Below are 21,055 nucleotides of genomic sequence, written 5' to 3'. Positions count from 1 at the left end.
ACTTGAGGGCATCGACTTAATGCTCCCGAGAACCGGGGGAGGAGCCGTCCGTGTCACCCGCCGCCGCACCACCCCTTGGAGCACGTATCCGGCAGGTGCGCCTCGCGCGCGGGATGAGCCTGCGCGCTCTGGCCCGCGAGGTCGGCGTTTCGGCGAGCCTGATCTCCCAGATCGAGACCGGCAAGAGCCAGCCCTCCGTGAGCACGCTGTACGCGATCACGACCGCCCTCGCGATCTCCGTCGAGGCGCTCTTCGACGCGGGCGAGCCCGCGGCCGTGTCCCCGCTCCAGGGCACGGCCCCCGGCACGACCGCCCCCGGCGCGACCACCCCCAGCACGGCCGCCCCCAGCACGGCCCCCGGCGCAGCCCCGGGCACCGTCCTGCACGCCCTCGCCGCCTTCGCCGCCGACCCCGGTCGCCGTATCGGTCCGCTGGTCACGCCGGACGACCGGGAGGTGCTGGAGCTGGACTCGGGTGTGGTGTGGGAGCGTCTCGGCCATGTTCCCGGCACGGACGTCGACTTCCTCCAGGTGACGTACCGGCCGGGCGGCGCCTCCTCCAGCTCCGGCGGCCTCATGCGTCACCCGGGCACCGAGTACGGCTACCTGACCTCGGGCGAGCTGGTCCTCACCCTCGGTTTCGACGAGTACACCCTGTGCCCCGGCGACGCGGTCTGCTTTGAGTCGACGACCCCGCACCGCTACCGCAATGATGGTGACGTACCGGCCGTGGGCGTCTGGTTCGTGTTCAGTGACACTTGACACTCGCGGCGTACGGTCGTTCACTCCGAAGTGGGGGTGGTCGCCATGGCGATCCGCACATTCGGACCCAATGCCGTCGACTGGGAAGAGCGCGTCGACCTGGACCGGCTGCGCAGGCAGCGGCTGGCCCGCCTCAACGAGACCCTGAACCGCTCCGAGCTCGGCGCGGTGCTCACTTTCGACTTCGCCAACATCCGCTACATGACCGCCACGCACATCGGCACCTGGGCGATGGACAAGCTGATCCGTTTCGCCCTGCTGGTGCGCGGCGGCGAACCGATCGTCTGGGACTTCGGCTCCGCCGCCCGGCACCACCAGCTCTACAACCCGTGGCTCGACCACAGCGACGGCAAGGGCGGCCCGCCGACCGGCGCCCGCGCCGGCATCTCGACCCTGCGCGGTGCCTTCCACCCGGACGCGGGCATCGCCGAGGACGTGGCCGCGAAGATCGCAGCCGAGCTGCGCGAGCACGGTCTCGCGGGCGAGCCGCTCGGCATCGACGTCGCCGAGATGCCGATCCTCACCGCCCTGCGCGCCGAGGGCATCGACGTCGTCGACGGACAGCAGGTCTTCCTGGAGGCCCGCCGCATCAAGACCGGCGACGAGATCTCCCTGCTGACCCAGGCCTGCGCGATGGTGGACGCCGCGTACGAGGAGCTGTACGGCCATCTGCGGCCCGGCGTGCGCGAGAACGAGTGCGTCGGCGTCGTCAGCAAGGTGCTGTACGACCTCGGCAGCGAGTACGTCGAGGGCGTCAACGCGATCTCCGGCGAGCGCTGTTCACCCCACCCGCACGTCTACAGCGACCGTCTGATCCGCCCCGGCGACCCCGCCTTCTTCGACATCCTGCACAGCCACCTCGGCTACCGCACCTGCTACTACCGCACCTTCGCGGTCGGCAGCGCGTCCGGCGCCCAGCGCGACGCCTACGTCCGCTGCCGGGAGTACATGGACCAGGCCATCGCGCTCGTCCGCCCCGGCGCCACGACCGCCGACATCGTCCAAGTCTGGCCGAGTGCCGAGGAGTTCGGCTTCGCCGACGAGACGGCCGCGTTCGCGTTGCAGTACGGCCACGGCGTCGGACTCTCCATCTGGGAGAAGCCGATCTTCAGCCGACTGGTCTCCCTCGACCATCCCGAGGTCCTCGAAGAGGGCATGGTGTTCGCCCTGGAGACCTACTGGCCCGCCGCCGACGGCTGGTCCGCCGCCCGGATCGAGGAGGAACTGGTCGTCACCGCCGACGGCTGCGAGGTCATCACCAAGTTCCCGGCGGAGGAACTGCTGGTGGCGGGCCGCAAGTACTGGACGGTGGGCGGCGAGCTGAACACCCGACGCGAGTCCCAGTCCCACCTCAACACCACCCGCGGTAACGGGGCAGGCTGATGGAACCGGCCGAACTCCTCGCCTCCTACGAGCAGATGATGGTCATCCGCCGTACGGAGAAGGCCGCCCACGACCTGTTCCTGCAGGGCCTCGTCAAGGGCACCACCCACCTCGCCGCCGGGCACGAGGCCGTCGCCGTCGGCGCGAGCGCCGCCCTGCGGCCCGACGACTACGTCTTCGCCACCTACCGGGGCCACCATCACGCCATGGCCCGGGGCGCCACCCCGCAGGAGTGCCTCGCCGAACTCATGAGCCGGGCCACGGGGCTGTGCGGGGCCAAGGGCGGCTCCATGCACCTGACCAAGGCGTCCACCGGCATGCTCGGCTCCTACGCCATCGTCGGCGCCCACCTCCCGATGGCGGCCGGCGCCGCCTGGTCGGCCAGGCTGCGCGGCACCGAGCAGATCGCGGTCGCCTTCTTCGGCGACGGCGCCACCAACATCGGCGCCTTCCACGAGGCGCTCAACCTGGCCGCCGTATGGAAGCTGCCGGTGCTGTTCGTCTGCGAGAACAACCTGTACATGGAGTACACGCCGATCGCCGACGTCACGGCCGTGCCACGGCCCGCGGCAGACCGGGCGCCCGCGTACGGCATCCCGGGCGAGGTGGTGGACGGCAACGACGTCGTCGCCGTGCAGGACGTGGTGGCCCGGCTCGCGGGGCGGGCCCGGGCGGGAGACGGGCCCGCGCTGCTGGAGGCGCTGACCTACCGGCACTTCGGGCACAGCCGTGCCGACCCGGCGACCTACCGTCCGGCCGAGGAGGTCGAACGCTGGCTGAAGCACGACCCGTTGGACCTGGCGCGGGGGCGGCTCGTCGAGATGGGAGTCCCGGAGGCGGTGGTCGCCGAGGCGGACGAGCGGGCGACTTCCCTCGTGGCTAAGGCCGTCGAGGCGGCGAAGGCGGGGCCCGCGCCCGATCCGCGCGAGGCGCTGACCGACGTATGGGCGGACGGGGGTGCGGCGTGGCGGACGTGATCACGTACCGGGAGGCGGTCGCCGAGGGCATCGCGCGGGAGATGCGGCGCGATCCGGCCGTCGTGTGCCTGGGTGAGGACATCGGCGAGGCCGGAGGGGTGTTCAAGACGACCGTCGGGCTGTTCAAGGAGTTCGGGCCCAAGCGGGTGTGGGACACGCCGATCTCCGAACAGGCCATCGTCGGGGCGGCCATGGGAGCCGCGATGACCGGGATGCGACCGGTAGCCGAGATCATGTTCTCCGACTTCCTGGCCTGCTGCTGGGACTACCTCGCCAACGAGATCCCCAAGGTGCGGTACATGACGGGCGGTCAGGTCACCGTCCCGCTCGTGGTGCGCACCGCCAACGGCGGCGGGCTCGGCTTCGGCGCCCAGCACTCCCAGGCCACCGAGAACTGGGCGCTGACCGTGCCAGGCCTGAAGATCGCCGCACCGGCGACCCCCGCCGACGTGGTCGGCATGATGGCGGCGGCGATCCGCAGCGACGACCCGGTCGTCTTCTTCGAGCACAAGGGCCTCCTCGCCACCAAGGGCCCGCCCCCGCCACCGGACCACGTCGTCGAGCTGGGCCGCGCCGCCGTCGTCCGCGAGGGCGCCGACGTCACCCTCGTCGCGCTCGCCTCGATGGTGCCGGTCGCGCTGAAGGCGGCCGAGCTGCTGTCGGGCGAGGGCATCGAGGCCGAGGTCCTCGACCTGCGCTGTCTGGTGCCGCTGGACGTCGCCACCGTGCTCGCCTCGCTCGGGCGTACCTCGCGGCTCGTCACCGTCGAGGAGAACCCGTACCAGGGCGGCTGGGGCGCGACGCTCGTCTCCGTCGTCGCCGACGAGGGGTTCGCGCTGCTGGACGCGCCGGTCCGGCGGCTGGCGGGGGAGTGCGTCCCGCTGCCGTTCGCCGACGCCCTCGAAGAGGAGGTCATCCCCACCGTCGACAAGGTCGTGGCGGCCGTACGCGGTCTCGCCGCCTACTGAACACCCCATGGGAGGAAGAACGATGCGCCATCGGATACTCCTGCGCGCAGGACACGTGCTGTCGATGGACCCCGACATCGGGGACCTCCCACAAGGGGACGTCCTCATCGAGGACGGGAAGATCACGGCGGTCCGGCCGGAGATCAGCGCCGACGCCGAAGTGCTCGACATGACCGGCCGGATCGTGATCCCCGGGTTCGTGGACACCCACCGGCACACCTGGGAGGCGCCCATCCGCAACGTCGCCCCCGACGCCACCCTCGACGACTACTTCGTCGACATCCTGGACACCTTCGCCCCGCTCTACACCCCCGAGGACGTGTACGCGGGCAACCTCGCGGGATCCCTGGAATGCCTGAACGCCGGCATCACGACCCTCGTCGACTGGTCGCACATCAACAACACGCCCGCCCACCCGGACGCCGCGATCCAAGGGCTCACGGAGTCCGGCATCCGCGCCCAGTACGCGTACGGCAGCGCCAACACCTCGCTCGCCGACTACTGGTTCGAGAGCAAGATCGCGGTCCCGGGCGACGACGTACGACGGATCCGCAGCACCTACTTCTCCTCCGACGACGGCCTGCTGACCATGGCCCTGGCCACCCGCGGCCCCGGCTTCTGCACCGACGACGTCGTCACCGCCGAGTGGGGCCTCGCCCGTGAGCTCGGCATCCCGATCACCGTGCATGTGGCGATGGGCCGCCTGGCGGGCCGCTTCGGCATGGTCAAGCAGCTCCACGGCCTGGGGCTCCTCGGCTCCGACACCACCTACGTCCACTGCTGCTACTTCCATGAGGACGAGTGGCAACTGGTCGCCGACAGCGGCGGTACGGTCTCGGTCGCCCCGCAGGTCGAGCTGCAGATGGGGCACGGCTGGCCGCCCGTGATGAAGGCCATCGAGTACGGTCTGCGGCCCTCGCTCAGCATCGACGTGGTCACCACCGTGCCTGGCGACATGTTCACCCAGATCCGCGCGGCCTTCGGCGCCGAGCGAGCCCGTGTCAACGCCGACTGCTGGAAGGCCAACCTGCCTGTCCCGGAAACTATGTTGACGGCACGTCAGATGCTGGAGATCGCGACGCGCAACGGCGCCCACGTCGCCGGCGTCGAGGACCGCACCGGCTCCCTGACCCCAGGCAAGCGCGCCGACGTCGTAGCGATCGACGCCACCGCGCTGAACGTAGCCCCGGTGCACGACGCGGCCGCCGCCGTGACCCTGTCGGCCGACGTCTCCAACGTCGACACCGTCATCGTCGACGGCGTGATCCGCAAGCGCGACGGCAGGCTCCTCGCCGACCTGGACCGGGCCCGGCGCCTGGTCGAGGAGTCCCGCGACCGGCTCCTGGCCGCGAAGGAGGCGAAGAGCGCCGCATGACCCGACACCTGGTGCGCCGCGCCGCCAACCTCCCCGAGCAGCCGTACGACGAACTCGGTTATCGGCGACGGGAGTTGGTCGGTGAGGGCGACGGCAGCACGCACACCGGCTTCGGCCTGTGCGGGATACGGCCCGACGGGAGGGTCGCCGCCCATGTGCACTCGTACGAGGAGAGCTTCCATGTGCTCTACGGGGCCGTGATCCTCGACGTGCCCGAAGGGGCGTACCTGCTTGAGGAGGGCGACTACGGCCTCCTCCCGGCCGGCGTCCCGCACGCCTGGCGCGGCGCCGGGGACAGGGGCGGACGCTGGGCCGACATGCTCGCTCCCGTGCCGCGGGCGCGCTACGGGTACGACACCCAGCCGGTGCCCGCGCTCCCCGCCCGCGACCCCGTCCGCATCGACGTCCGCGACCCGCGCACCCGGTCGTTCGGCCACTTCGAGGCCGCGCAGATGGACCCCGGCAAGCAGTCACAGGACCTGCTCGCGGTGTCGGCGAGCATGCGCACCGCGCTGCTGGTATACAGCGGGATCACCGTGAAGATGATGGTCGACAGCGACCTGGGCGCGGTCGCCTCGACGATGTTCATGGTGCAGTACGCGCCCGACGGTGCCGCGGGCACACACGATCACCCCTTCGAGGAGACGTACCTGTTCCTCGAAGGGGAGGCGGACGCGGTGTTCGACGGCGAACGGTACCGGCTGGGGCCCGGCGACTGCGCCTGGGCGGGCGCCGGTTGTGTGCACGGCTTCGCCAACGCCGGTCAGGGGCCGTTGCGTTGGCTGGAGACACAGGCGCCGCAGCCGCCGCCGCGCCACTCCTACCGGTTCACCCGGGACTGGGAGTACCTGAGGGAGGCCCTGGAGTCATGAGCAGTGTCCTCGTGGTGGGCGGTACGTCCGGGATCGGGCTGGAGTTCGCCAGGATGCGGGCCGGGCGCGGCGACGACGTCGTCCTGACCGGCCGTGACGCCGAGCGCGCCGGCACCGTCGCCCAGGAGATCGGCGCCCGGGGCCTCGCCCTCGACCTCGGCCGGCCGAAGGAGATCGGCGCCGCGCTGACCGGCGTCGGACGGCTCGACCATCTGGTGATCGCGGGTGTCTCCCGCGACGACAACAAGGTCACCGAGTACGACATCGACGCCGCACTGCGGCTCGTCACCCTCAAACTCGTCGGGTACACCGAGGTCGTGCACGTGCTGCAGGACCGGCTCCACGCCGACAGCGCGATCGTGCTCTTCGGCGGACAGGCCAAGGAGCGGCCCTACCCGGGAGCGACGACGGTGGCCACGGTCAACGCCGGCGTCGGCGGCCTGGTGAACACCCTCGCCGTCGAACTCGCGCCGATCCGCGTCAACGCCGTCCACCCGGGCGTCGTCGGCGACAGCCCCTACTGGCAGGCCAAGCCGGAGAAGGTGCTCACCACCCTGCGCACCGAGACCCCCACCGGGCGGCTCGCCACCATGGCCGACGTGGTCGACGCCGTGGACTTCCTGCTGCGCAACGGGTCGGTGAACGCGGTCGAACTGAGCGTGGACGGGGGCTGGCTGTTGGGCTGAGCCGCCCCGGCCTCACTCGCCCGTCTGCCCCGTATCGTCCTGCGGTCCCTGTCCCGTCGTACCCGCTCCCGTCGCACCCTGGACGGCCGCCTTGACGGTCTCCTCCAGCAGACCGAGGGAGATCTTCTCGCCGGACGCCCGCACGGTGAACGGCTCCTCCCCGGGCTTCGTGACGGCCACTTCGACGGAACGCTTCTGATCCCGCTCCAGCCACAACCTGATCAGGTTGACGACGGCACTTCCCGCGCCGGGCGCCATGAGGACGAGCACCAGCTCCGTCAGCGCGCCCTTCTCACCGGCGACAGGTGTACCGCGCTCCTCGGCGACGACTCCCGCGACGCCGTCGACCTCTTCCAGGAACTCGTCGTAGGCATGCTCGGCCAGCGGGTGGTCGGGATCGATCCCGGCCACGTCGAGTCGTACCGCAACTTCCGTTCGCTGCACCATTTTCCCTCGTCCCCCTCGTCAAGCGAGTAGCCTGAGCGCGATCATAAGGGGGGCGGGGGTGCCATGTATCGGGCTCTACTGATCTGCAACTCCGTGTATCCGTTCGAGCCGGTGAAACTACCAAAGCTGCTCGGGCCGGTACGCGACGGACTGGCCATGTGGTCTGCGCTGACCGATACGGAAAAGGGCGGACTCTTCTCTCCCGAGGACGTGGAAGTCCTCTTCGAGTGCGACAAGGACGAGATCCTGAAGACGGCCAACCGGTTCTTCCAGATCTGTGATCCGGATGACGTGCTGCTCTTCTATTACAGCGGCCACGGAAAGACGAGCAGGTCGAATCTCCACCTCTGCGCCCGCGACACCACCATCGAACTCCTTCCGTCTTCCAGCGTCTCCGGCAATGAACTCAAGAGCTACATGGAGACGAGCCCGTCGCAGAACGTCATCGTGATCCTGGACTGCTGTCATTCAGGCGCCTTCAAGGGCGATCCGCCCAAGGTGTCGCCCGGGCCGCTCGCGGGCAAGGGGCGCTTCGTCGTGACGGCCTCGAGTGCCTCGCAGCGGGCGGCCGACGCCTCGGAGGCGGGTCACCCCAGTCCGTTCACCCGCGCTCTGGTCGAGGGGCTCCGGCACGCCGAGCCGAGATCCGTCGAAGAGGGCACCCTGGTCGTGGAGGACGTCTACAACTACGCGCTTCAGACGCTTCCGAAGGACCTGCCGAGACCGCTGCGCAGAGTCAACGGCGTGGGCGACGCCGTCATTGCGAAACGACCGGAGAGGCCGGCTCAGGAGACGGTGTCGCAGGCCGTGCCGCACCAACCGGACCCCTCGCCCGGCCCCTTCCTCGACTGGCTGCGTCGCCGGGGATTCGCCGGCCCCGGTCTCGCCGAACCCTCCCTGGGGAACCGCTTGTCCTGGAGAGTGTTCCTGCTGGCCGCCTCCCTCGTGGGACTGTTCGCCTATCTTTCCTGTCAGACCTGGTACAGCGAAATGGCATACGGTTACTACGACTGGTCTCCCGAGACGGAATTCTTCTTCCTCGGCTGCGGTGCCCTGGCCGCCCTGTGCGTACTCGCCTGCCTATTCGAAGGCCTGGGACCGAAAAATTCCGCGTGGGCCCAGCGGCTCCGCCGCGCGACAGGTTTCGCATTCGGAGCTCTGTGGTTCGAATCCGTGACCCGGATCGGCCTGAACTACGAGGAACAGGCGTTGCTGCAAAGCGTCATGATGTTCTTCTGCATAGCCGCCGTCCTGGACAGACTGCACGACTCACTGTTCTTCGCCGGAGCACTCGTCTCCTTCGCGGGAGTGATCGTCCCGGCCGAGAACCTGGGCTACGGCGACTTCGACATCAACGTTCTGTTCCAGGCGCTGGCCAGCACGATCATGTTGGCGCTCTGGTACTTCGGAGCCACGGACCGCCACTTCGCCGCCATGGCCGCCGTCAGCCTCGCGCTGGGCGGCGCGGACTTCCTCACGCACGGCTCCGTGCCGGGTGTCAGCCTGTTCGGATCGTCCCTTGCCCTGCTGAGTGCCGTCCTGGGGGACGGTGCCAGGCCGGCCGACGGCTCGCGCTCCCTGATGCGCCGCGGGGCGGCGTCCCTGACCGTCAGCTCTTGACGCCGACGCCGCCGTACAGCGACACGGGCCCTTCGTCGCCGCTTTCCCCCTCTGCCGAGAGCCGCCAGTCCGACAGGGAGACGATCCCCGGTTCCAGCAGGTCGAGGCCCTTGAAGAGGCGGCCCACTTCGGCGTGCGAACGGGCCACCAGCGTCACGCCGCTCGCGGTGTAGGCCTCGATGCCCCGCCGGACGTTCTCCGGATCGAAGTCCGCCGTCATCGCCGACAGCACCAGACAACTGCCCGGCGCGAGCGCGCCGACCAGCGTGTCCACCAGGCGATGGGCGCCGTCGTCGTCCGCGATGAAATGCAGCAGCGCGATCAGGGAGAGGGCGACCGGGCGGTCGAAGTCCAGGACGGACGCGGCCTGTTCGAGGATCCGCTCCGGTTCGCGGGCGTCGGCCTGCACGTACTCGGTCACACCCTCGGGGGTGCCGCGCAGCAGGGCCGCCGCGTGCGCGAGGACGATCGGGTCGTTGTCGACGTACACGACGCGCGCGTCCGGGACGACGGACTGGGCGATCTGGTGCAGGTTGGGCTCGGTCGGGATGCCGGAACCGATGTCGAGGAACTGCCGGATCCCCGTCTCCCGCACGACGGCCCGAGTGGCCCGCTCCATGAACCGGCGGTTGGCCCGCGCATGCCGTGGGGCGTCGCCCTGAAGCCCGGCGATCCGGCGGCCCAGTTCCTCGTCGACGGGGTAGTTGTCCTTGCCGCCGAGGAACCAGTCGTAGACCCGGGCCGGGTGCGGCCTGCTCGTGTCGATCCGCGATACGGCCGGCTCGGTCCCGGTCACGCAGGCCTCCTGTGCTCGACGAACGGGGCGTCCGAGCAGTCTTCCACGATCACGCGGCGCGGCGGAGGCTGTCTTCGGCCACCTCCGCGGCGTCGCTCACGGCTTCAGCGGATCGTGGCCGATCGTCATCAACTGGTGGCGGCGGCGCGTCTGTTCGGGCTCGGGCTCGTTGTCGAGGTCCGCCTCCTCGGTGACGGTGTCCACCACGTCGTACATCACCTGGATGTCGTCGTCCGTGAGGTCCGTGCGCCGTTTCTGGAGGATGGCGAGAACGTGCTGGCCGGTCGGCGTGCCCGCCTGGTCCGGCAGTGGTTCGGTCTCCTCGTCCGCGTCACTGATCCGCAGCCACGCGGCCAGCTCCTGCGAGGTCATGTTCACCACGCGGTGGAAGTCCTGCCACAGCGTGTCGAGTTCCAGGGCGTCGGTCATGGTTGCCCCTCCTTGCCGATGCGTTGCCGAGTGCGCCGCGTGTACGGCGTACGGCTCTTCCCGTACGGCTCTTCCCGTACGGCTCTTCCCGTACGGCTTCTCCGTACGGTCGGTCACTCGTCGCGCGGCCAGTTCTCGGCGTCGAACATCCAGCGCTGCTTCTCCAGCTCGCTCGTGATGGCGATCAGCAGGTCCTGTGTCACCGGGTCCGGCTCGGCCGTCGCGTCGATGCGCTCGCGCAGTCGCTCTATGGCCGCCGCGAGGGAGTCCACCACCAGCTGGACCACCTCCGTGTCGCGCAGCCAGCCCTCCTTGGGACCGGGCAGCGTGTAGGCCGCGGCGATGGTCTCCGGGCGCCCGTCGGGCGGCAGGCCGAGGGCCGCGGAGCGTTCGGCGACCGTGTCGGCGAAGGAGCGGGCCACGGACACCACGTCGTCGAGTTGCAGATGGATCGAGCGGAAGCGCGGGCCCACGATGTTCCAGTGCGCCTGCTTCCCGATCAGCGAGAGTCCGAGGAGATCGACGAGCGTGCTCTGCAGGGCCTCCCCGGCGACCCGGCGGGCCGGTTCGGGCAGCGTGCTCTTGACGACAGTCATACCGGGCTCCTCCTTATGGTCGTTCTTGTCTTTCTGGTCCTTGTCCTTCCGGCTTGGTCATGGCCGGTACGGCGCGGCGCGGCGCCGCGCCACCCCATGGCCGCGCGGGTGCCCCGGGGGAGCCGCCGCAAACGCGTCGCGTCTCAGTGTGCGAGCGCACCGTCCAGGAAGTGGACCAGGTCCGTGAGGACGTCCCCCTGGTTCGTCTCGTGGAAGACCTCGTGCCGGGCGCCCGCGTAGATCCGCTCGGTCGTCTCGTCCGCGCGCAGCTCCTCGATGCCGACGCGGCTGCCGGGGAGCGGGACCAGACGGTCGTCGGCGCCGTGCAGCCACAGCAGCGGCAGCTGCCCGATGCCGCCGTTCCTGGACTCGGTGGACACGGTGTCGAGCATCCGGGCGAAGGCCTCCACGGTGGGCCGCTTCATCGGCCCGTGCCAGACCAGCGGATCCGCCGCGTACGCCGCGCCCACGCCGGGGTCACGGGAGAGCGAGGCCGGGCTGATGGGCGTGGCGGGGATCTCGTCGAGGGCGAGCAGCCGCCGGGGCAGCTCCCAGTCGCCGATCACGGGGCCGGACAGCACCAGGGCGGCGAGCCCGGCGCCGTGGAGCTGGGCATAGCGGGCCGCGATCAGGCCGCCCATGGAGTGCCCGATCATGACGGCCGGCAGGTCCGGATGCGCGGACCGGGCCAGCCCGACGGCCCTGTGCACATCGGCGACCACGTCCTCGAAGTCCTCGATCACCACGCGCTCACCCGCCGACCGCCCGTGTCCGACGTGATCGGGTCCGAACACGGCCGCGCCGTGCGCGACCAGGGCCTTCGCCGGCTCGGCGTACCGGCCGACGTGCTCGCCGTAGCCGTGCACCACGAGCGCCAGGTATCGGGCCCGAGGGTTCGGCCACTCGCGTACGACGATCGTTCCCCGGTGCCCCTCGATGGCGTGCTCGCGCGCGTCGGCCATGTCTCCTCGCCCCCTCCGGCTGCGTCGGTGAAGGTTCCCGGGGATCTTCCCAGGGCGCGGCGGGTCGGTCTATAGTCCAAAACTAGCGGTGCTAATTAATTCGGTGTCGGCACGGTGCCGATCCGTACGGTCCGGTCAGGAGTCCTGTCGTGCGTCCCGTCCACTTCGCGGCCGCCCGCCGCACCCCCCTCGGCAAACTGCGCGGAGCGCTGTCGTCGGTCCGCCCCGACGACCTCGCCGCGACCGTGATCCGCGGCCTCGTCGCGGACGTGCCCGCGCTCGATCCGGCCCGGGTCGACGACGTCTACTGGGGCGCCGCCAACCAGGCCGGCGAGGACAACCGCAACGTCGCCCGCATGGCCGCGCTGCTCGCCGGCCTCCCGGAGTCCGTGCCCGGCGCGACCGTCAACCGGCTGTGCGCCTCCGGCCTCGAAGCGGTCACCCTGGCCGCCCGCACCATCGCGGCCGGCGAGGCCGACATCGTCCTCGCCGGCGGCTCCGAGTCGATGAGCCGCGCTCCCTTCGTCCTGCCCCGCCCGGACGAGGCGCTGCCCCACCGCATCGAGACCGCCGACACCCGGCTCGGCTGGCGCCTGGTCAACCCGGCGATGCGGGAACTGCACGGCCTGCTGTCCATGGGCGAGACGGCCGAGGAGGTCGCCGAGCGCTACGGCGTCCCGCGCGAGCGGCAGGACGACTTCGCGCTGCGCAGCCACCAACGGGCCGCCGTCGCCCGCAAGGACGGCCACTTCGACGACGAACTGCTCCCGGTGCGGCGCCCCGACGGGGTGCTGGTCGACAGTGACGAGTGCATCCGTGAGGACACCTCGTACGAGAAGCTCGCCCGGCTGAAGCCCGTCTTCCGGGACGGCGGCACGGTCACCGCGGGCAACGCCTCCCCGATGAACGACGGCGCCGCCGGACTGCTCCTGGTCAGCGAGGAGGCGCTCAACGAACTCGGCCTCGAGTCCCTCGGCCGCTATGTCGCCGGCGCCTCGGCCGGCGTCCACCCCGACGTGATGGGCATCGGCCCCGTCCCCGCCACCCGCAAGGCCCTCGCCCGCGCCGAGTGGGCGATCGGCGACATCCAGGAGGCCGAGTTCAACGAGGCGTTCGCGGCCCAGGCCCTTGCGTGCGTGGACGCACTCGGCATCGACCCCGAGCTGGTGAACCCCAGCGGGGGCGCCATCGCACTGGGGCACCCGCTGGGCTGCTCGGGCGCGCGGATCCTCACGACGCTGCTGCACCGGATGCGGCGGACGGGAGCGGAGCGGGGGCTGGCGACGATGTGTGTGGGAGTGGGGCAGGGGAGTGCGGTGCTGGTGGAGAGGCACTAGCGATCCGGCGGAGCAATCTCCCAACTGGCGAGACGCTCCTTACGGCCCCGGTTAGGTGCGCATAGCATCGGTCTCCGCATGGACACGATGACTCTCTGGCACATCACCGGTGGGGAGTTCGCGGCGCTCGCCTTCGCGGCCCTGCTCGTCGGCTTCTCCAAGACGGCCGTGAGCGGCGCCAACACGGTCAGCCTCGCGATCTTCGCCGCCGTGCTGCCCGCCCGCGCCTCCACCGGAGTGCTGCTGCCGATCCTGATCGCGGGGGACGTCCTCGCCGTCCTCACCTACCGTCGGCACGCGCACTGGCCCACCCTGTGGCGGCTGTTCCCCGCGGTCGCGGCCGGCGTCGTCTTCGGCACGCTGTTCCTGATGTGGGCCGACGACGGGATCGTACGGACCTCGATCGGCGCGATCCTGCTGCTGATGGCGGGCGTGACGGTGTGGCGCCGCCGCACGGCCGAGCAGGAGGCGGAGCCGGACTCGGTGACCAGCAGGGCCGGGCGGGTCAAGGCCCGCTCGTACGGCGTGCTCGGCGGCTTCACCACCATGGTCGCCAACGCCGGCGGCCCCGTGATGTCGATGTACCTGCTGTCGGCCGGCTTCCGCAAGCTCGGCTTCCTGGGGACCTCCGCCTTCTTCTTCCTGATCGTCAACGTCTCCAAGGTGCCCTTCAGCGCCGGGCTCGGCCTGATCGACGGCTCCTCGCTGCTGCTCGACGCCGCGCTCGTGCTGTTCGTCGTGCCCGGTGCGTTGCTCGGCAAATGGGCTGTGAACCGAATCAACCAGCGGTTGTTCGAGCAGTTGGTCATCGCGGCGACGGTCGTCGGCGGCCTCCAGCTACTCCTGCGCTGACTCGCTCGATTCCGGCGCAGCCGGCCGGCGCCGCCTCGAAGAACGCGGCCGACGCGGTCGATCGGCCCCGCATCCCTCAGGGCGCGATCCCGACCCCGTCGATCCTGCTCCACGCCCGTTCCTGAGCCGCCGTCATCGCGGGCCACCGCAGCCCGCCCGGACGCGGCTCGACACGCGAGGCATACGGCGCCGGACGGAACTCCGGGTCGTAGAAGCAGCCGGTGCCGTACGTGCGGTCGAACGCCCCGCACGAGGCCGCGACCGACCCGGCCGTCGGCTTCCTGCCCTTGCGCACCCACGAGTCCAGGGCCGCGACAGAGGCGGCGTACTCGGCGTCGCTCAGCTCACTGTGCTCGCTCTCCCGCGTGAACGTCTGCACCAGGTGCCCGTCCCGCCGAGCCCCGCGCACCGTCTCCCGGTAGGCCGCCTCGTGCTCCACGAACGCCGTCGGGTCGTCGATGGCGTGCAGGGTCAGCACCGGGATCGAGACCTTGCCGGTGAGATCGCTGTCGTAGGACAGATCACGTACGGCAGTGGGGTCGGCGGCGAAACGCTCGACGCCGGCGTTGAGCGCCTCGTCGTCATGGGACCCGGAGTAGCGGACACCCTGGTTGCCGAACGGGTTCCGGCCGCCGAGGCGGTCGTGCACGATGTCCCGGAACGTGAACGTCGCGAACCGCAGATGCGACTCCAGCGTGCGCTCCGGGAGCCGCGTGACCGCCAGGATGTCGGCCAGGTTGCGCTGCTGGAGCGCGGTCCGCTCCCGCGGCGCCGACGCGTAGCCCGTGCACTCCTGCAGCCGGGCGCGCAGTCCGGCCGACGTCATGGTCGAGCCGGCCCGCAGGCCCTGCCACAACGGGTACCGCGGCTCGGTCGGGCGGGGGTGGTTGCCGCAGTAGTACTGGTAGACGACGCGCAGGTCGACGCGGTAGTCGTAGCCCCGCGAGCCACCGCCGAGGACCCCGTTGGTGAGCAGCGCCCCGTCGTAGGCCCCCTTCTGCCGGCCATACGTCTCCACGACCTTCGCGGCGACGTTCCCGCCCCACGACTGACCGTGTACATACGTCCGCCGCGGCTCGCCGAACTCCTCGACGAACAGCCGGCGCACGCTCTCCGTGTCCGCCGCCGCCATCCGCGTCCCGTAGCCGCCGCGACGGTACGAGGAACCCGCCCAGGCGTAGCCCTCCTTCACCATCACCGACCAGCGGCCCAGATCGTCGAGGCTGCGGGCGGGGTCGGACTCGGCGCCGAGGTCGGGGCCGCCGTGGGCGTGCACGACGAGGGAGCCGTTCCAGTCGGCGGGCACGGCTATCGCGTAGTAGGCGCCGTCGGTGTCGCGGCCGGTGTAGCAAGTCGCCTTGCCCGCAAGGTCGGTGGGGCATCCGGCGCGCGCCGGTGCGGCCGTCTCCCCGCGGGCGTTCGACGCGCCGACGAGGAAACCGACGGCGAGGGCTCCGGCAAGGACGGCGGTGAGCGTCGTACGCCGCCGTGCGGCCGAGGGGAGAGACCTGCGGATGAGTGTGGGGGTTCTCGTCCAGTCCAAGACGCTGCTCCTCGTCCCTCTCGTCGGCGCGTCGTCGAGCCGTGCGCCGTGATGCTAGGGAGGGACGGGGTGAGGAACCACGATCTGATCGTTGTGTTCATAGTGTTCGCGGGCCGCAGTCCGGAGCCGTTGCCTCAGCGCGGCTCGCTGAGCGCCGGCGCCTTCCCGTGTTCCGGCAGCCCGTTGCTCAGGTCCTCGATTAGGAGACGCTTGGCGATGGTGTGGACGGCGGCGCGCAGGTCGGTGCCCGGCGGGCGGCCGATGTCGTCGTGGACCTGTCGCTCCAGCCAGGTGGCCCACGCCTTGCCGATGACCTGGGCCTCGCGGGTGCCCGCCGCGGTGTGGGAGAGGAGCGACCCGTCGCGGGTCAGAAAACCCTCGGCGGCCATCCGGTCGAAGACCGGCAGCAGCACCTCCGGCGGCATGTGCCGCCGGGCCGCGATCAGACCGAGGCTCGCGTGGCCGACCAGGCGGGTCAGCAGCTCGACCTGCATCACCGCCCAGGCGCCCGCCACGTCGAGTCGGGTGTCCGAGTCCGCGATGATCCGCCGTCCCGTCTCGGGACTCGCACTGCCGATGATCTTGCCGACGGACGCCTCCAGCACCCGCTGCGCGTTGGCGTCGTGCGGCGACGCGAAGCCGTCACCCATGTCGGTGGACGCCATACGCGCACTGTCGCGCAGCGGGACCTGCTTGAGGAACAGGGCGACCACGAAGCCGACGGCCGCGACCGGGACCGTCCACAGGAAGACGGTCTGGAGCGTGTCGGTGTACGCCTCGACGATCGGTGCGGCCGCCTCGGGCGGCAGCCGGTGCAGCCCCTCCGGGTTGGTCGCCGCCCGGGTGAGCGCGGCCGGGTCCAGACCGGTGTCCGTTCGCGCGGCCGCCGCCACGCCGTCCGCGAGCCGGGGGGTGAGCGTGTTCGTGTAGATCGTGCCGAAGACAGCCGTACCGAACGAACTGCCCAGCGTACGGAAGAACGTGACGCCGGAGGTCGCCGTGCCGAGGTCGGCGTAGTCGACGGTGTTCTGCACGGCGATCGTCAGGACCTGCATGCACAGGCCAATGCCGGTGCCGAGCACGAACATGTACAGCGACTCGAGACCGGACCCGGACGACGGCCCCATCAGGGACATCAGATACAGCCCGACCGCCATCACCAGGGAGCCGACGATCGGGAAGATCCGGTACTTGCCGGTCTTGCTGACCACGTTGCCGCTGAACACCGACGCGATAAGCAGCCCCGCCACCATCGGCAGCGTCCGCACCCCGGAGAGCGTGGCCGAGTCGCCGTCGACGTACTGGAGATAGGTCGGCAGATACGTCATCGCGCCGAGCATGGCGAAGCCGACGATGAAGCTGAGGACGGAGCAGACCGCGAAGACGGGGTTGGCGAACAGCCGCATCGGCAGCATGGGTTCCCGCGCCCGTGTCTCCGCCCAGCAGAACAGGCCCAGCGCCACCGCGCCGCCGACGAAGAGCCCGATGACGACGCCGGAGCCCCAGGCGTACTCGTTGCCGCCCCAACTCGTCGCCAGGATCAGCGCGCTGGCGCCGACCGCGACGAGCGCGATGCCCAGGTAGTCGATGACCGGCCGGGCCGCCGACTTCACGACCGGGATGGTCCGGGCGGCCGCGACGACCACCAGGATCGCGATCGGGACGTTGACGTAGAACGCCCAGCGCCAGGTGAGGTGGTCGGTGAACAGGCCGCCGAGCAGCGGCCCGATCACCGTCGCCACGCCGAACACCGCGCCGATCGCGCCCTGGTACTTGCCGCGTTCGCGGAGCGGGATGACGTCCGCGATCAACGCCATCGCCGTCACCATCAGACCGCCGGCGCCCACGCCCTGCATCGCCCGCCAGAGGATCAGCAGCGTCATGTTGGAGGCCAGACCGCACAGGAACGAACCCGTGATGAACACGATCGCGGAGACCTGGAAGACCACCTTGCGGCCGAACATGTCGCCGAACTTGCCGACCAGGACCGTCGCCACGGTCTCCGCCAGCAGATAGGACGTCACCACCCACGACATGTGCTCGGCACCGCCCAGGTCCGACACGATCGTCGGCAGCGCCGTACCCACGATCGTCTGGTCGAGGGCCGCGAGCAGCATCCCCAGCATGATCGTCACGAAGACGACATTGCGCCGACGCCGGTCCAGGACGGGCGGCTGGGAGGCGGCGGACGGGACGGATTCCTCGGCGAGCGTCACGGGGCCACGATCACAGCGGCGGGCCGGTGCCGCATGCGGGAACGGTCCGGCCGGGTGTCGTACGGCCGCGTACGACCGGGTTACGCCGTACCGCCCTGGCCGTACCGGCCCTCGCCGTACCACCCCTCGCCTCAACGGCCTCTCGCCCTACCGGCCCTTCGGCATCACCGGTCCCTCGGATTCCGCCGCAGCAGATACGTGTCCATGATCCAGCCCTTGCGCTCCCGGGCCTCGGCGCGCAGCCGCTCGATACGGGGCGCGGCCTCGGCGATCGGGCCCGAGACGAGGATCTCGTCCGGAGTGCCGACGTAGGCGCCCCAGTAGATGTCGACGTCCTGGTCGGCGTACCGCCGGAAGGTCTGCTGGGCGTCGAGCATCACGACGACGTCGTCCACCCCGTCCGGGAACCCCTCGGCCAGTCGCCGCCCGGTGGTGATCTGCACGGGCCGCGCGACCCGGTTGAGCCCCGTCCGATGCCGGGCGGCCAGCGCGGAGACGCTGCTGATGCCGGGCACGACGTCGTACTCGAACGCCACCGCCCCCCGGTCCAGGACCTCCTCCAGGATCCCGAGCGTGCTGTCGTACAACGCCGGATCGCCCCACACCAGGAACGCGCCGGTCTCGTCCTCGCCCAGCTCCTCGGCGATCAGCCGCTCGTAGATCCCGGCCCGCGCACTGCGCCAGTCCGCCACGGCACCCGCGTACGCCCCACCCCCGGCCGACCGGTCCCGCTCGGGATCCCGTGCCTCGACGACCCGGTACGACCCCTGCGGCAGATGCGTGTCCAGCATGTCCCGGCGCAGCCGCGTGAGGTCCGACTTCACCTCGCCCTTGTCGAGGACGAAGAACACGTCCGTACTCCGCAGCGCCCCGACCGCCTGGAGAGTCAGCTGCTCGGGGTCGCCCGCCCCGATCCCGACGACATGAATCTTTCGCACGCCCCGAGTCTGCCCCACGCCACTGACAACGCCCTAGGGGGTGTTTTGAAGTCCCGCACAGCACCCGCGGCGCCCGGCACGCAGCCTCGCCGCACCGGCCAAAGACCCAAGCGGCTCCGCTACGAGGGCCTAGGCTCCTCCGCGCAGCCTGGGCGCCGACCCCCGCGCGTCCACGGCCTCGCCGCTCTCCTCCACGACCCCGGCCAGCTCTCGCGCCCATCCGACCAGCCCCGCGACATCCATCCCGTACGGCCGTGACGCCCCGGCACCGGACGCCCACTCCTCCACGGCCCCGGCACCCCGCCGCAGCAGCCTCGCCCCACCCGTCACATTGCCCCGGGCCGAGTGCGTGAGGCCCACCGCGAGCTGGGCCAGCCCGCGCCACAGCGCCCGCTCCCGCTCCGGCCCCGACTTCCAGGCGTCCTCGAAGACCTCGTGAGCGTGGAACGGCTTCCCCGCGTCCAGCAGCTCCTGCGCCTCGGTGACGCTCTGCTCCGGGGTGCGCAGGACGCCCTCGGGCTGGCGGTCGACGCCGTCCGCGCCGTACGGCAACGGGCGCCCGAGGCCGTCCCGGGGTCGCGCGTTGCGCGCCCGCCCCTCGCTGTCGCGGTCCCGTGCGTCGGTCTGCCGTCCTGACGATGCGTTGCCCATACACCGATTGTCCATCGCCCCGTCCCTCGCCGGACGCCCCCCTCGGAGCGGTCGTCGCCGTGAGGTAAAGTGCTCTTCGCGTGATCACGCGGTTCACCGCGTGAGTCGCATCGGGACGTGGCGCAGCTTGGTAGCGCACTTGACTGGGGGTCAAGGGGTCGCAGGTTCAAATCCTGTCGTCCCGACTGGAGACAGTCGCAGGTCAGGGCCGGTTTCGGAGGTGTCCGAAACCGGCCCTTGATCATTCCTGGGGACCAGTTGGGGACCGGCGCCCTTGACCCAGGTCAGCGGGTCACGACGATCGGGCTCGGCAGCGAGCGTGGTGCGCGGAGCACGCTGAGGTGTGCGGAGAGCGCCGCCCCGGCGGCCGTGATCTTGTGTACGTCCGGGTGCAGGTAGCGCTGGGTGGTGGTCAGGGAGCCGTGGCCGGCGATGCGTCGCAGGACGTGTACCTGGACTCCGGCGTCGGCGAACCAGGTCAGTCCGGTGTGCCGGAGGTCGTGGCGGCGTAGGTGCTCGTAGCCGAGGTTGGTGACCACGTCGTCCCAGTGTGTGGCGTCGCGTAGGACGGCGGTGGAGATGCGTCCGCCGCGCGGGCCGGTGAACAGGCGGGGCATCGGGATTCGGGCCGGCGGACAGGACGCGCTGGGCGACGAGGGGACGGATCTCCTCGACGATGGGGACTTTGCGGGCCCGCTTGCCCTTGGTGCCCTTGTCGGTCAGCCCGCCGGGTGCGGGAGTGGTCTGGCGCCGCACGGTCCAGATCCACTGGGTGGTGTCGATGTCCCCGACACGGCAGCCTGAGACCTCGCCGATCCGTGCGGCGGTGCACGCGGCGAAGACGACCACGTCTCCCCAGCCGCGGTACTGGTCGTGGGAGGCAGTAACGAGCGCATTGGCCAGGACGACGAGGGTCTCCCAGTCGGGCAGGGCCAGCGCTCGTGGGTCGAGGAGTTCGTCCTCGGCCTGCTTGTAGAGCTTCTGCCAGCCGGTCACCCGGGCGGGGTTGACCTTGATGATGCCGTCACGGACTGCCTGCTCCATGACGCGGACCAGGACGGCGATGGTGTTCTTCACCGTGGAGCGGCTGTGCTCGTCGGCGATCCAGTTCTGCACGGTGCGGTCGACGACACCATTGGTGATCATCCGCACCGCGAGGTGGCCCAGGGCGGGGACCACGCGCATCCGCCACCCCGCCAGGTAGGGGTCCAGCGTTTTCAACTCCAGGCCGCGCAGGGCGAGTGCCATGTTCGCTTCGCCGTATTCGGCGAGCTTCATGGTGGCCAGCGACGGGCTCAGGCCGGCCTGTGCGGCCTCGATGATGGTCTGGAGCCATTCCTGAGCCTCTTCTTCGCTGTCCTTTCCCTCGGACAGTGACTGGCGGCGCTTGCTGGTCGGATCGGTCCACCGCACACGCGCCCGATACGGAGTGGGGCGGTCAGGACGGTACTCGATATCGGTCGAGAGTCGGACACCGACAGGAATGTTGATCTTATCGGCCATTAAGTCCCTTGCTCGGGACGGTACGTCGGTGGCGCAGCCATTCCTCGACGTCAAGGGCGCTGTACATGACGACGCGTTCCGAGACCGTGACGAACGGTGGCCCCTGGGGTGGCTGGGTGGTGCGCCAGCGGCGCAGGGTAGAG

General features: G+C 70.7%; 20 protein-coding genes and 1 tRNA gene. 11 read left to right on the top strand and 10 right to left on the bottom strand.

Annotation, left to right across the window (positions count from 1 at the left end; translation table 11 throughout):
* Nucleotides 1-50: 50 nt before the first annotated feature.
* From AQJ67_RS02205 to AQJ67_RS02175, 7 genes are read left to right on the top strand one after another with little or no spacing between them, the layout of a single operon-like run.
* On the top strand, nt 51-761 hold the full coding sequence (locus AQJ67_RS02205) for a helix-turn-helix domain-containing protein (protein ID WP_062716228.1): 711 nt from the start codon (nt 51-53) through the stop codon (nt 759-761).
* Between the two features lie 45 nt (nt 762-806).
* On the top strand, nt 807-2,144 hold the full coding sequence (locus AQJ67_RS02200; RefSeq protein ID WP_062716765.1) for a M24 family metallopeptidase: 1,338 nt from the start codon (nt 807-809) through the stop codon (nt 2,142-2,144).
* Nucleotides 2,144-3,121 (top strand): thiamine pyrophosphate-dependent dehydrogenase E1 component subunit alpha, encoded by a 978-nt coding sequence (locus tag AQJ67_RS02195; protein WP_062716227.1) that lies wholly within the window; start codon nt 2,144-2,146, stop codon nt 3,119-3,121. The genes AQJ67_RS02200 and AQJ67_RS02195 overlap by 1 nt, the downstream gene beginning before the upstream one ends.
* Nucleotides 3,109-4,089 carry an alpha-ketoacid dehydrogenase subunit beta gene (locus tag AQJ67_RS02190; RefSeq protein ID WP_062716764.1) on the top strand — a complete coding sequence of 327 codons (981 nt, stop codon included), beginning with the start codon at nt 3,109-3,111 and terminating at the stop codon, nt 4,087-4,089. The genes AQJ67_RS02195 and AQJ67_RS02190 overlap by 13 nt, the downstream gene beginning before the upstream one ends.
* Nucleotides 4,090-4,111: 22 nt before the next feature.
* Nucleotides 4,112-5,464, top strand: a complete 1,353-nt coding sequence (locus AQJ67_RS02185; protein WP_062716226.1) for an amidohydrolase family protein — start codon at nt 4,112-4,114, stop codon at nt 5,462-5,464.
* The gene (locus AQJ67_RS02180) at nt 5,461-6,336 is read left to right on the top strand and encodes a cupin domain-containing protein (protein WP_062716225.1); all 876 of its coding nucleotides are present in this window, start codon (nt 5,461-5,463) and stop codon (nt 6,334-6,336) included. The genes AQJ67_RS02185 and AQJ67_RS02180 overlap by 4 nt, the downstream gene beginning before the upstream one ends.
* Nucleotides 6,333-7,022 (top strand): SDR family oxidoreductase, encoded by a 690-nt coding sequence (locus tag AQJ67_RS02175; RefSeq protein ID WP_062716224.1) that lies wholly within the window; start codon nt 6,333-6,335, stop codon nt 7,020-7,022. Before AQJ67_RS02180 ends, AQJ67_RS02175 begins: the two co-directional genes overlap by 4 nt.
* Nucleotides 7,023-7,034: 12 nt before the next feature.
* Here the strand turns inward: AQJ67_RS02175 and AQJ67_RS02170 are convergent, their stop codons facing one another.
* On the bottom strand, nt 7,035-7,469 hold the full coding sequence (locus AQJ67_RS02170) for an effector-associated constant component EACC1 (protein ID WP_159058702.1): 435 nt from the start codon (nt 7,467-7,469) through the stop codon (nt 7,035-7,037).
* Nucleotides 7,470-7,532: 63 nt separating this feature from the next.
* Here AQJ67_RS02170 and AQJ67_RS02165 point away from each other — a divergent pair, with 63 nt between their 5' ends.
* Nucleotides 7,533-9,089 carry a caspase family protein gene (locus AQJ67_RS02165; RefSeq protein ID WP_062716222.1) on the top strand — a complete coding sequence of 519 codons (1,557 nt, stop codon included), beginning with the start codon at nt 7,533-7,535 and terminating at the stop codon, nt 9,087-9,089.
* On the opposite strand, the gene AQJ67_RS02160 is transcribed toward AQJ67_RS02165, so the two are convergent.
* From AQJ67_RS02160 to AQJ67_RS02145, 4 genes are all read right to left on the bottom strand, one after another.
* Nucleotides 9,079-9,885 (bottom strand): SAM-dependent methyltransferase, encoded by an 807-nt coding sequence (locus AQJ67_RS02160; protein ID WP_062716221.1) that lies wholly within the window; start codon nt 9,883-9,885, stop codon nt 9,079-9,081. The two genes, AQJ67_RS02165 and AQJ67_RS02160, sit on opposite strands and share 11 nt — an antisense overlap.
* Before the next feature lie 96 nt (nt 9,886-9,981).
* Entirely contained in the window at nt 9,982-10,314 is a 333-nt protein-coding gene (locus AQJ67_RS02155) for a DUF3140 domain-containing protein (protein ID WP_062716220.1), read from the bottom strand.
* A 113-nt stretch (nt 10,315-10,427) separates the two neighbouring features.
* Nucleotides 10,428-10,910: a Dps family protein gene (locus tag AQJ67_RS02150; RefSeq protein ID WP_062716219.1), complete on the bottom strand. Its 483-nt coding sequence runs from the start codon at nt 10,908-10,910 to the stop codon at nt 10,428-10,430.
* A 143-nt stretch (nt 10,911-11,053) separates the two neighbouring features.
* Nucleotides 11,054-11,872, bottom strand: coding sequence for an alpha/beta hydrolase (locus AQJ67_RS02145; protein ID WP_062716218.1), 819 nt, complete (start codon nt 11,870-11,872; stop codon nt 11,054-11,056).
* A gap of 149 nt (nt 11,873-12,021) precedes the next feature.
* Between AQJ67_RS02145 and AQJ67_RS02140 the strand changes: the two genes are divergently transcribed.
* Together AQJ67_RS02140 and AQJ67_RS02135 are read left to right on the top strand one after the other, a co-directional pair.
* A complete protein-coding gene (locus AQJ67_RS02140) occupies nt 12,022-13,209 on the top strand; it encodes a thiolase family protein (RefSeq protein WP_062716217.1) in 1,188 nt (395 codons plus the stop codon).
* 78 nt (nt 13,210-13,287) lie between these two features.
* Complete coding sequence (locus AQJ67_RS02135) at nt 13,288-14,061, top strand: sulfite exporter TauE/SafE family protein (RefSeq protein WP_062716216.1); 774 nt, start codon at nt 13,288-13,290, stop codon at nt 14,059-14,061.
* A 76-nt stretch (nt 14,062-14,137) separates the two neighbouring features.
* Here the strand turns inward: AQJ67_RS02135 and AQJ67_RS02130 are convergent, their stop codons facing one another.
* From AQJ67_RS02130 to AQJ67_RS02115, 4 genes are all read right to left on the bottom strand, one after another.
* Nucleotides 14,138-15,604 (bottom strand): hypothetical protein, encoded by a 1,467-nt coding sequence (locus AQJ67_RS02130; protein ID WP_208614888.1) that lies wholly within the window; start codon nt 15,602-15,604, stop codon nt 14,138-14,140.
* Nucleotides 15,605-15,738: 134 nt separating this feature from the next.
* Nucleotides 15,739-17,820: an MDR family MFS transporter gene (locus AQJ67_RS02125; RefSeq protein ID WP_062716215.1), complete on the bottom strand. Its 2,082-nt coding sequence runs from the start codon at nt 17,818-17,820 to the stop codon at nt 15,739-15,741.
* A gap of 164 nt (nt 17,821-17,984) precedes the next feature.
* Nucleotides 17,985-18,758 carry a precorrin-6A synthase (deacetylating) gene (gene cobF / locus AQJ67_RS02120; protein ID WP_062716214.1) on the bottom strand — a complete coding sequence of 258 codons (774 nt, stop codon included), beginning with the start codon at nt 18,756-18,758 and terminating at the stop codon, nt 17,985-17,987.
* A 129-nt stretch (nt 18,759-18,887) separates the two neighbouring features.
* Nucleotides 18,888-19,409 (bottom strand): DUF309 domain-containing protein, encoded by a 522-nt coding sequence (locus AQJ67_RS02115; RefSeq protein ID WP_062716213.1) that lies wholly within the window; start codon nt 19,407-19,409, stop codon nt 18,888-18,890.
* Nucleotides 19,410-19,520: 111 nt separating this feature from the next.
* Here AQJ67_RS02115 and AQJ67_RS02110 point away from each other — a divergent pair.
* Nucleotides 19,521-19,594, top strand: a tRNA-Pro gene (locus tag AQJ67_RS02110).
* On the opposite strand, the gene AQJ67_RS50590 is transcribed toward AQJ67_RS02110, so the two are convergent.
* Nucleotides 19,560-20,966, bottom strand: coding sequence for a site-specific integrase (locus AQJ67_RS50590; protein ID WP_425264133.1), 1,407 nt, complete (start codon nt 20,964-20,966; stop codon nt 19,560-19,562). The two genes, AQJ67_RS02110 and AQJ67_RS50590, sit on opposite strands and share 35 nt — an antisense overlap.
* Between the last annotated feature and the right edge of the window lie 89 nt (nt 20,967-21,055).

It is taken from the genome of Streptomyces caeruleatus (genome assembly GCF_001514235.1).
Classification (GTDB): Bacteria; Actinomycetota; Actinomycetes; order Streptomycetales; family Streptomycetaceae; genus Streptomyces; species Streptomyces caeruleatus.
Note: the sequence above shows the minus strand (reverse complement) of the source record. Positions and strands in the feature narration are given on the sequence as shown.

Bases quoted from the DNA above. Each gene is read 5' to 3' on its own strand.
- AQJ67_RS02200 (WP_062716765.1), top strand. From the start codon at position 807: ATGGCGATCCGCACATTCGGACCCAATGCCGTCGACTGGGAAGAGCGC.
- AQJ67_RS02195 (WP_062716227.1), top strand. From the start codon at position 2,144: ATGGAACCGGCCGAACTCCTCGCCTCCTACGAGCAGATGATGGTCATC.
- AQJ67_RS02185 (WP_062716226.1), top strand. From the start codon at position 4,112: ATGCGCCATCGGATACTCCTGCGCGCAGGACACGTGCTGTCGATGGAC.
- AQJ67_RS02180 (WP_062716225.1), top strand. From the start codon at position 5,461: ATGACCCGACACCTGGTGCGCCGCGCCGCCAACCTCCCCGAGCAGCCG.
- AQJ67_RS02175 (WP_062716224.1), top strand. From the start codon at position 6,333: ATGAGCAGTGTCCTCGTGGTGGGCGGTACGTCCGGGATCGGGCTGGAG.
- AQJ67_RS02170 (WP_159058702.1), bottom strand. From the start codon at position 7,469: ATGGTGCAGCGAACGGAAGTTGCGGTACGACTCGACGTGGCCGGGATC.
- AQJ67_RS02165 (WP_062716222.1), top strand. From the start codon at position 7,533: ATGTATCGGGCTCTACTGATCTGCAACTCCGTGTATCCGTTCGAGCCG.
- AQJ67_RS02155 (WP_062716220.1), bottom strand. From the start codon at position 10,314: ATGACCGACGCCCTGGAACTCGACACGCTGTGGCAGGACTTCCACCGC.
- AQJ67_RS02150 (WP_062716219.1), bottom strand. From the start codon at position 10,910: ATGACTGTCGTCAAGAGCACGCTGCCCGAACCGGCCCGCCGGGTCGCC.
- AQJ67_RS02145 (WP_062716218.1), bottom strand. From the start codon at position 11,872: ATGGCCGACGCGCGCGAGCACGCCATCGAGGGGCACCGGGGAACGATC.
- AQJ67_RS02135 (WP_062716216.1), top strand. From the start codon at position 13,288: ATGGACACGATGACTCTCTGGCACATCACCGGTGGGGAGTTCGCGGCG.
- AQJ67_RS02115 (WP_062716213.1), bottom strand. From the start codon at position 19,409: ATGGGCAACGCATCGTCAGGACGGCAGACCGACGCACGGGACCGCGAC.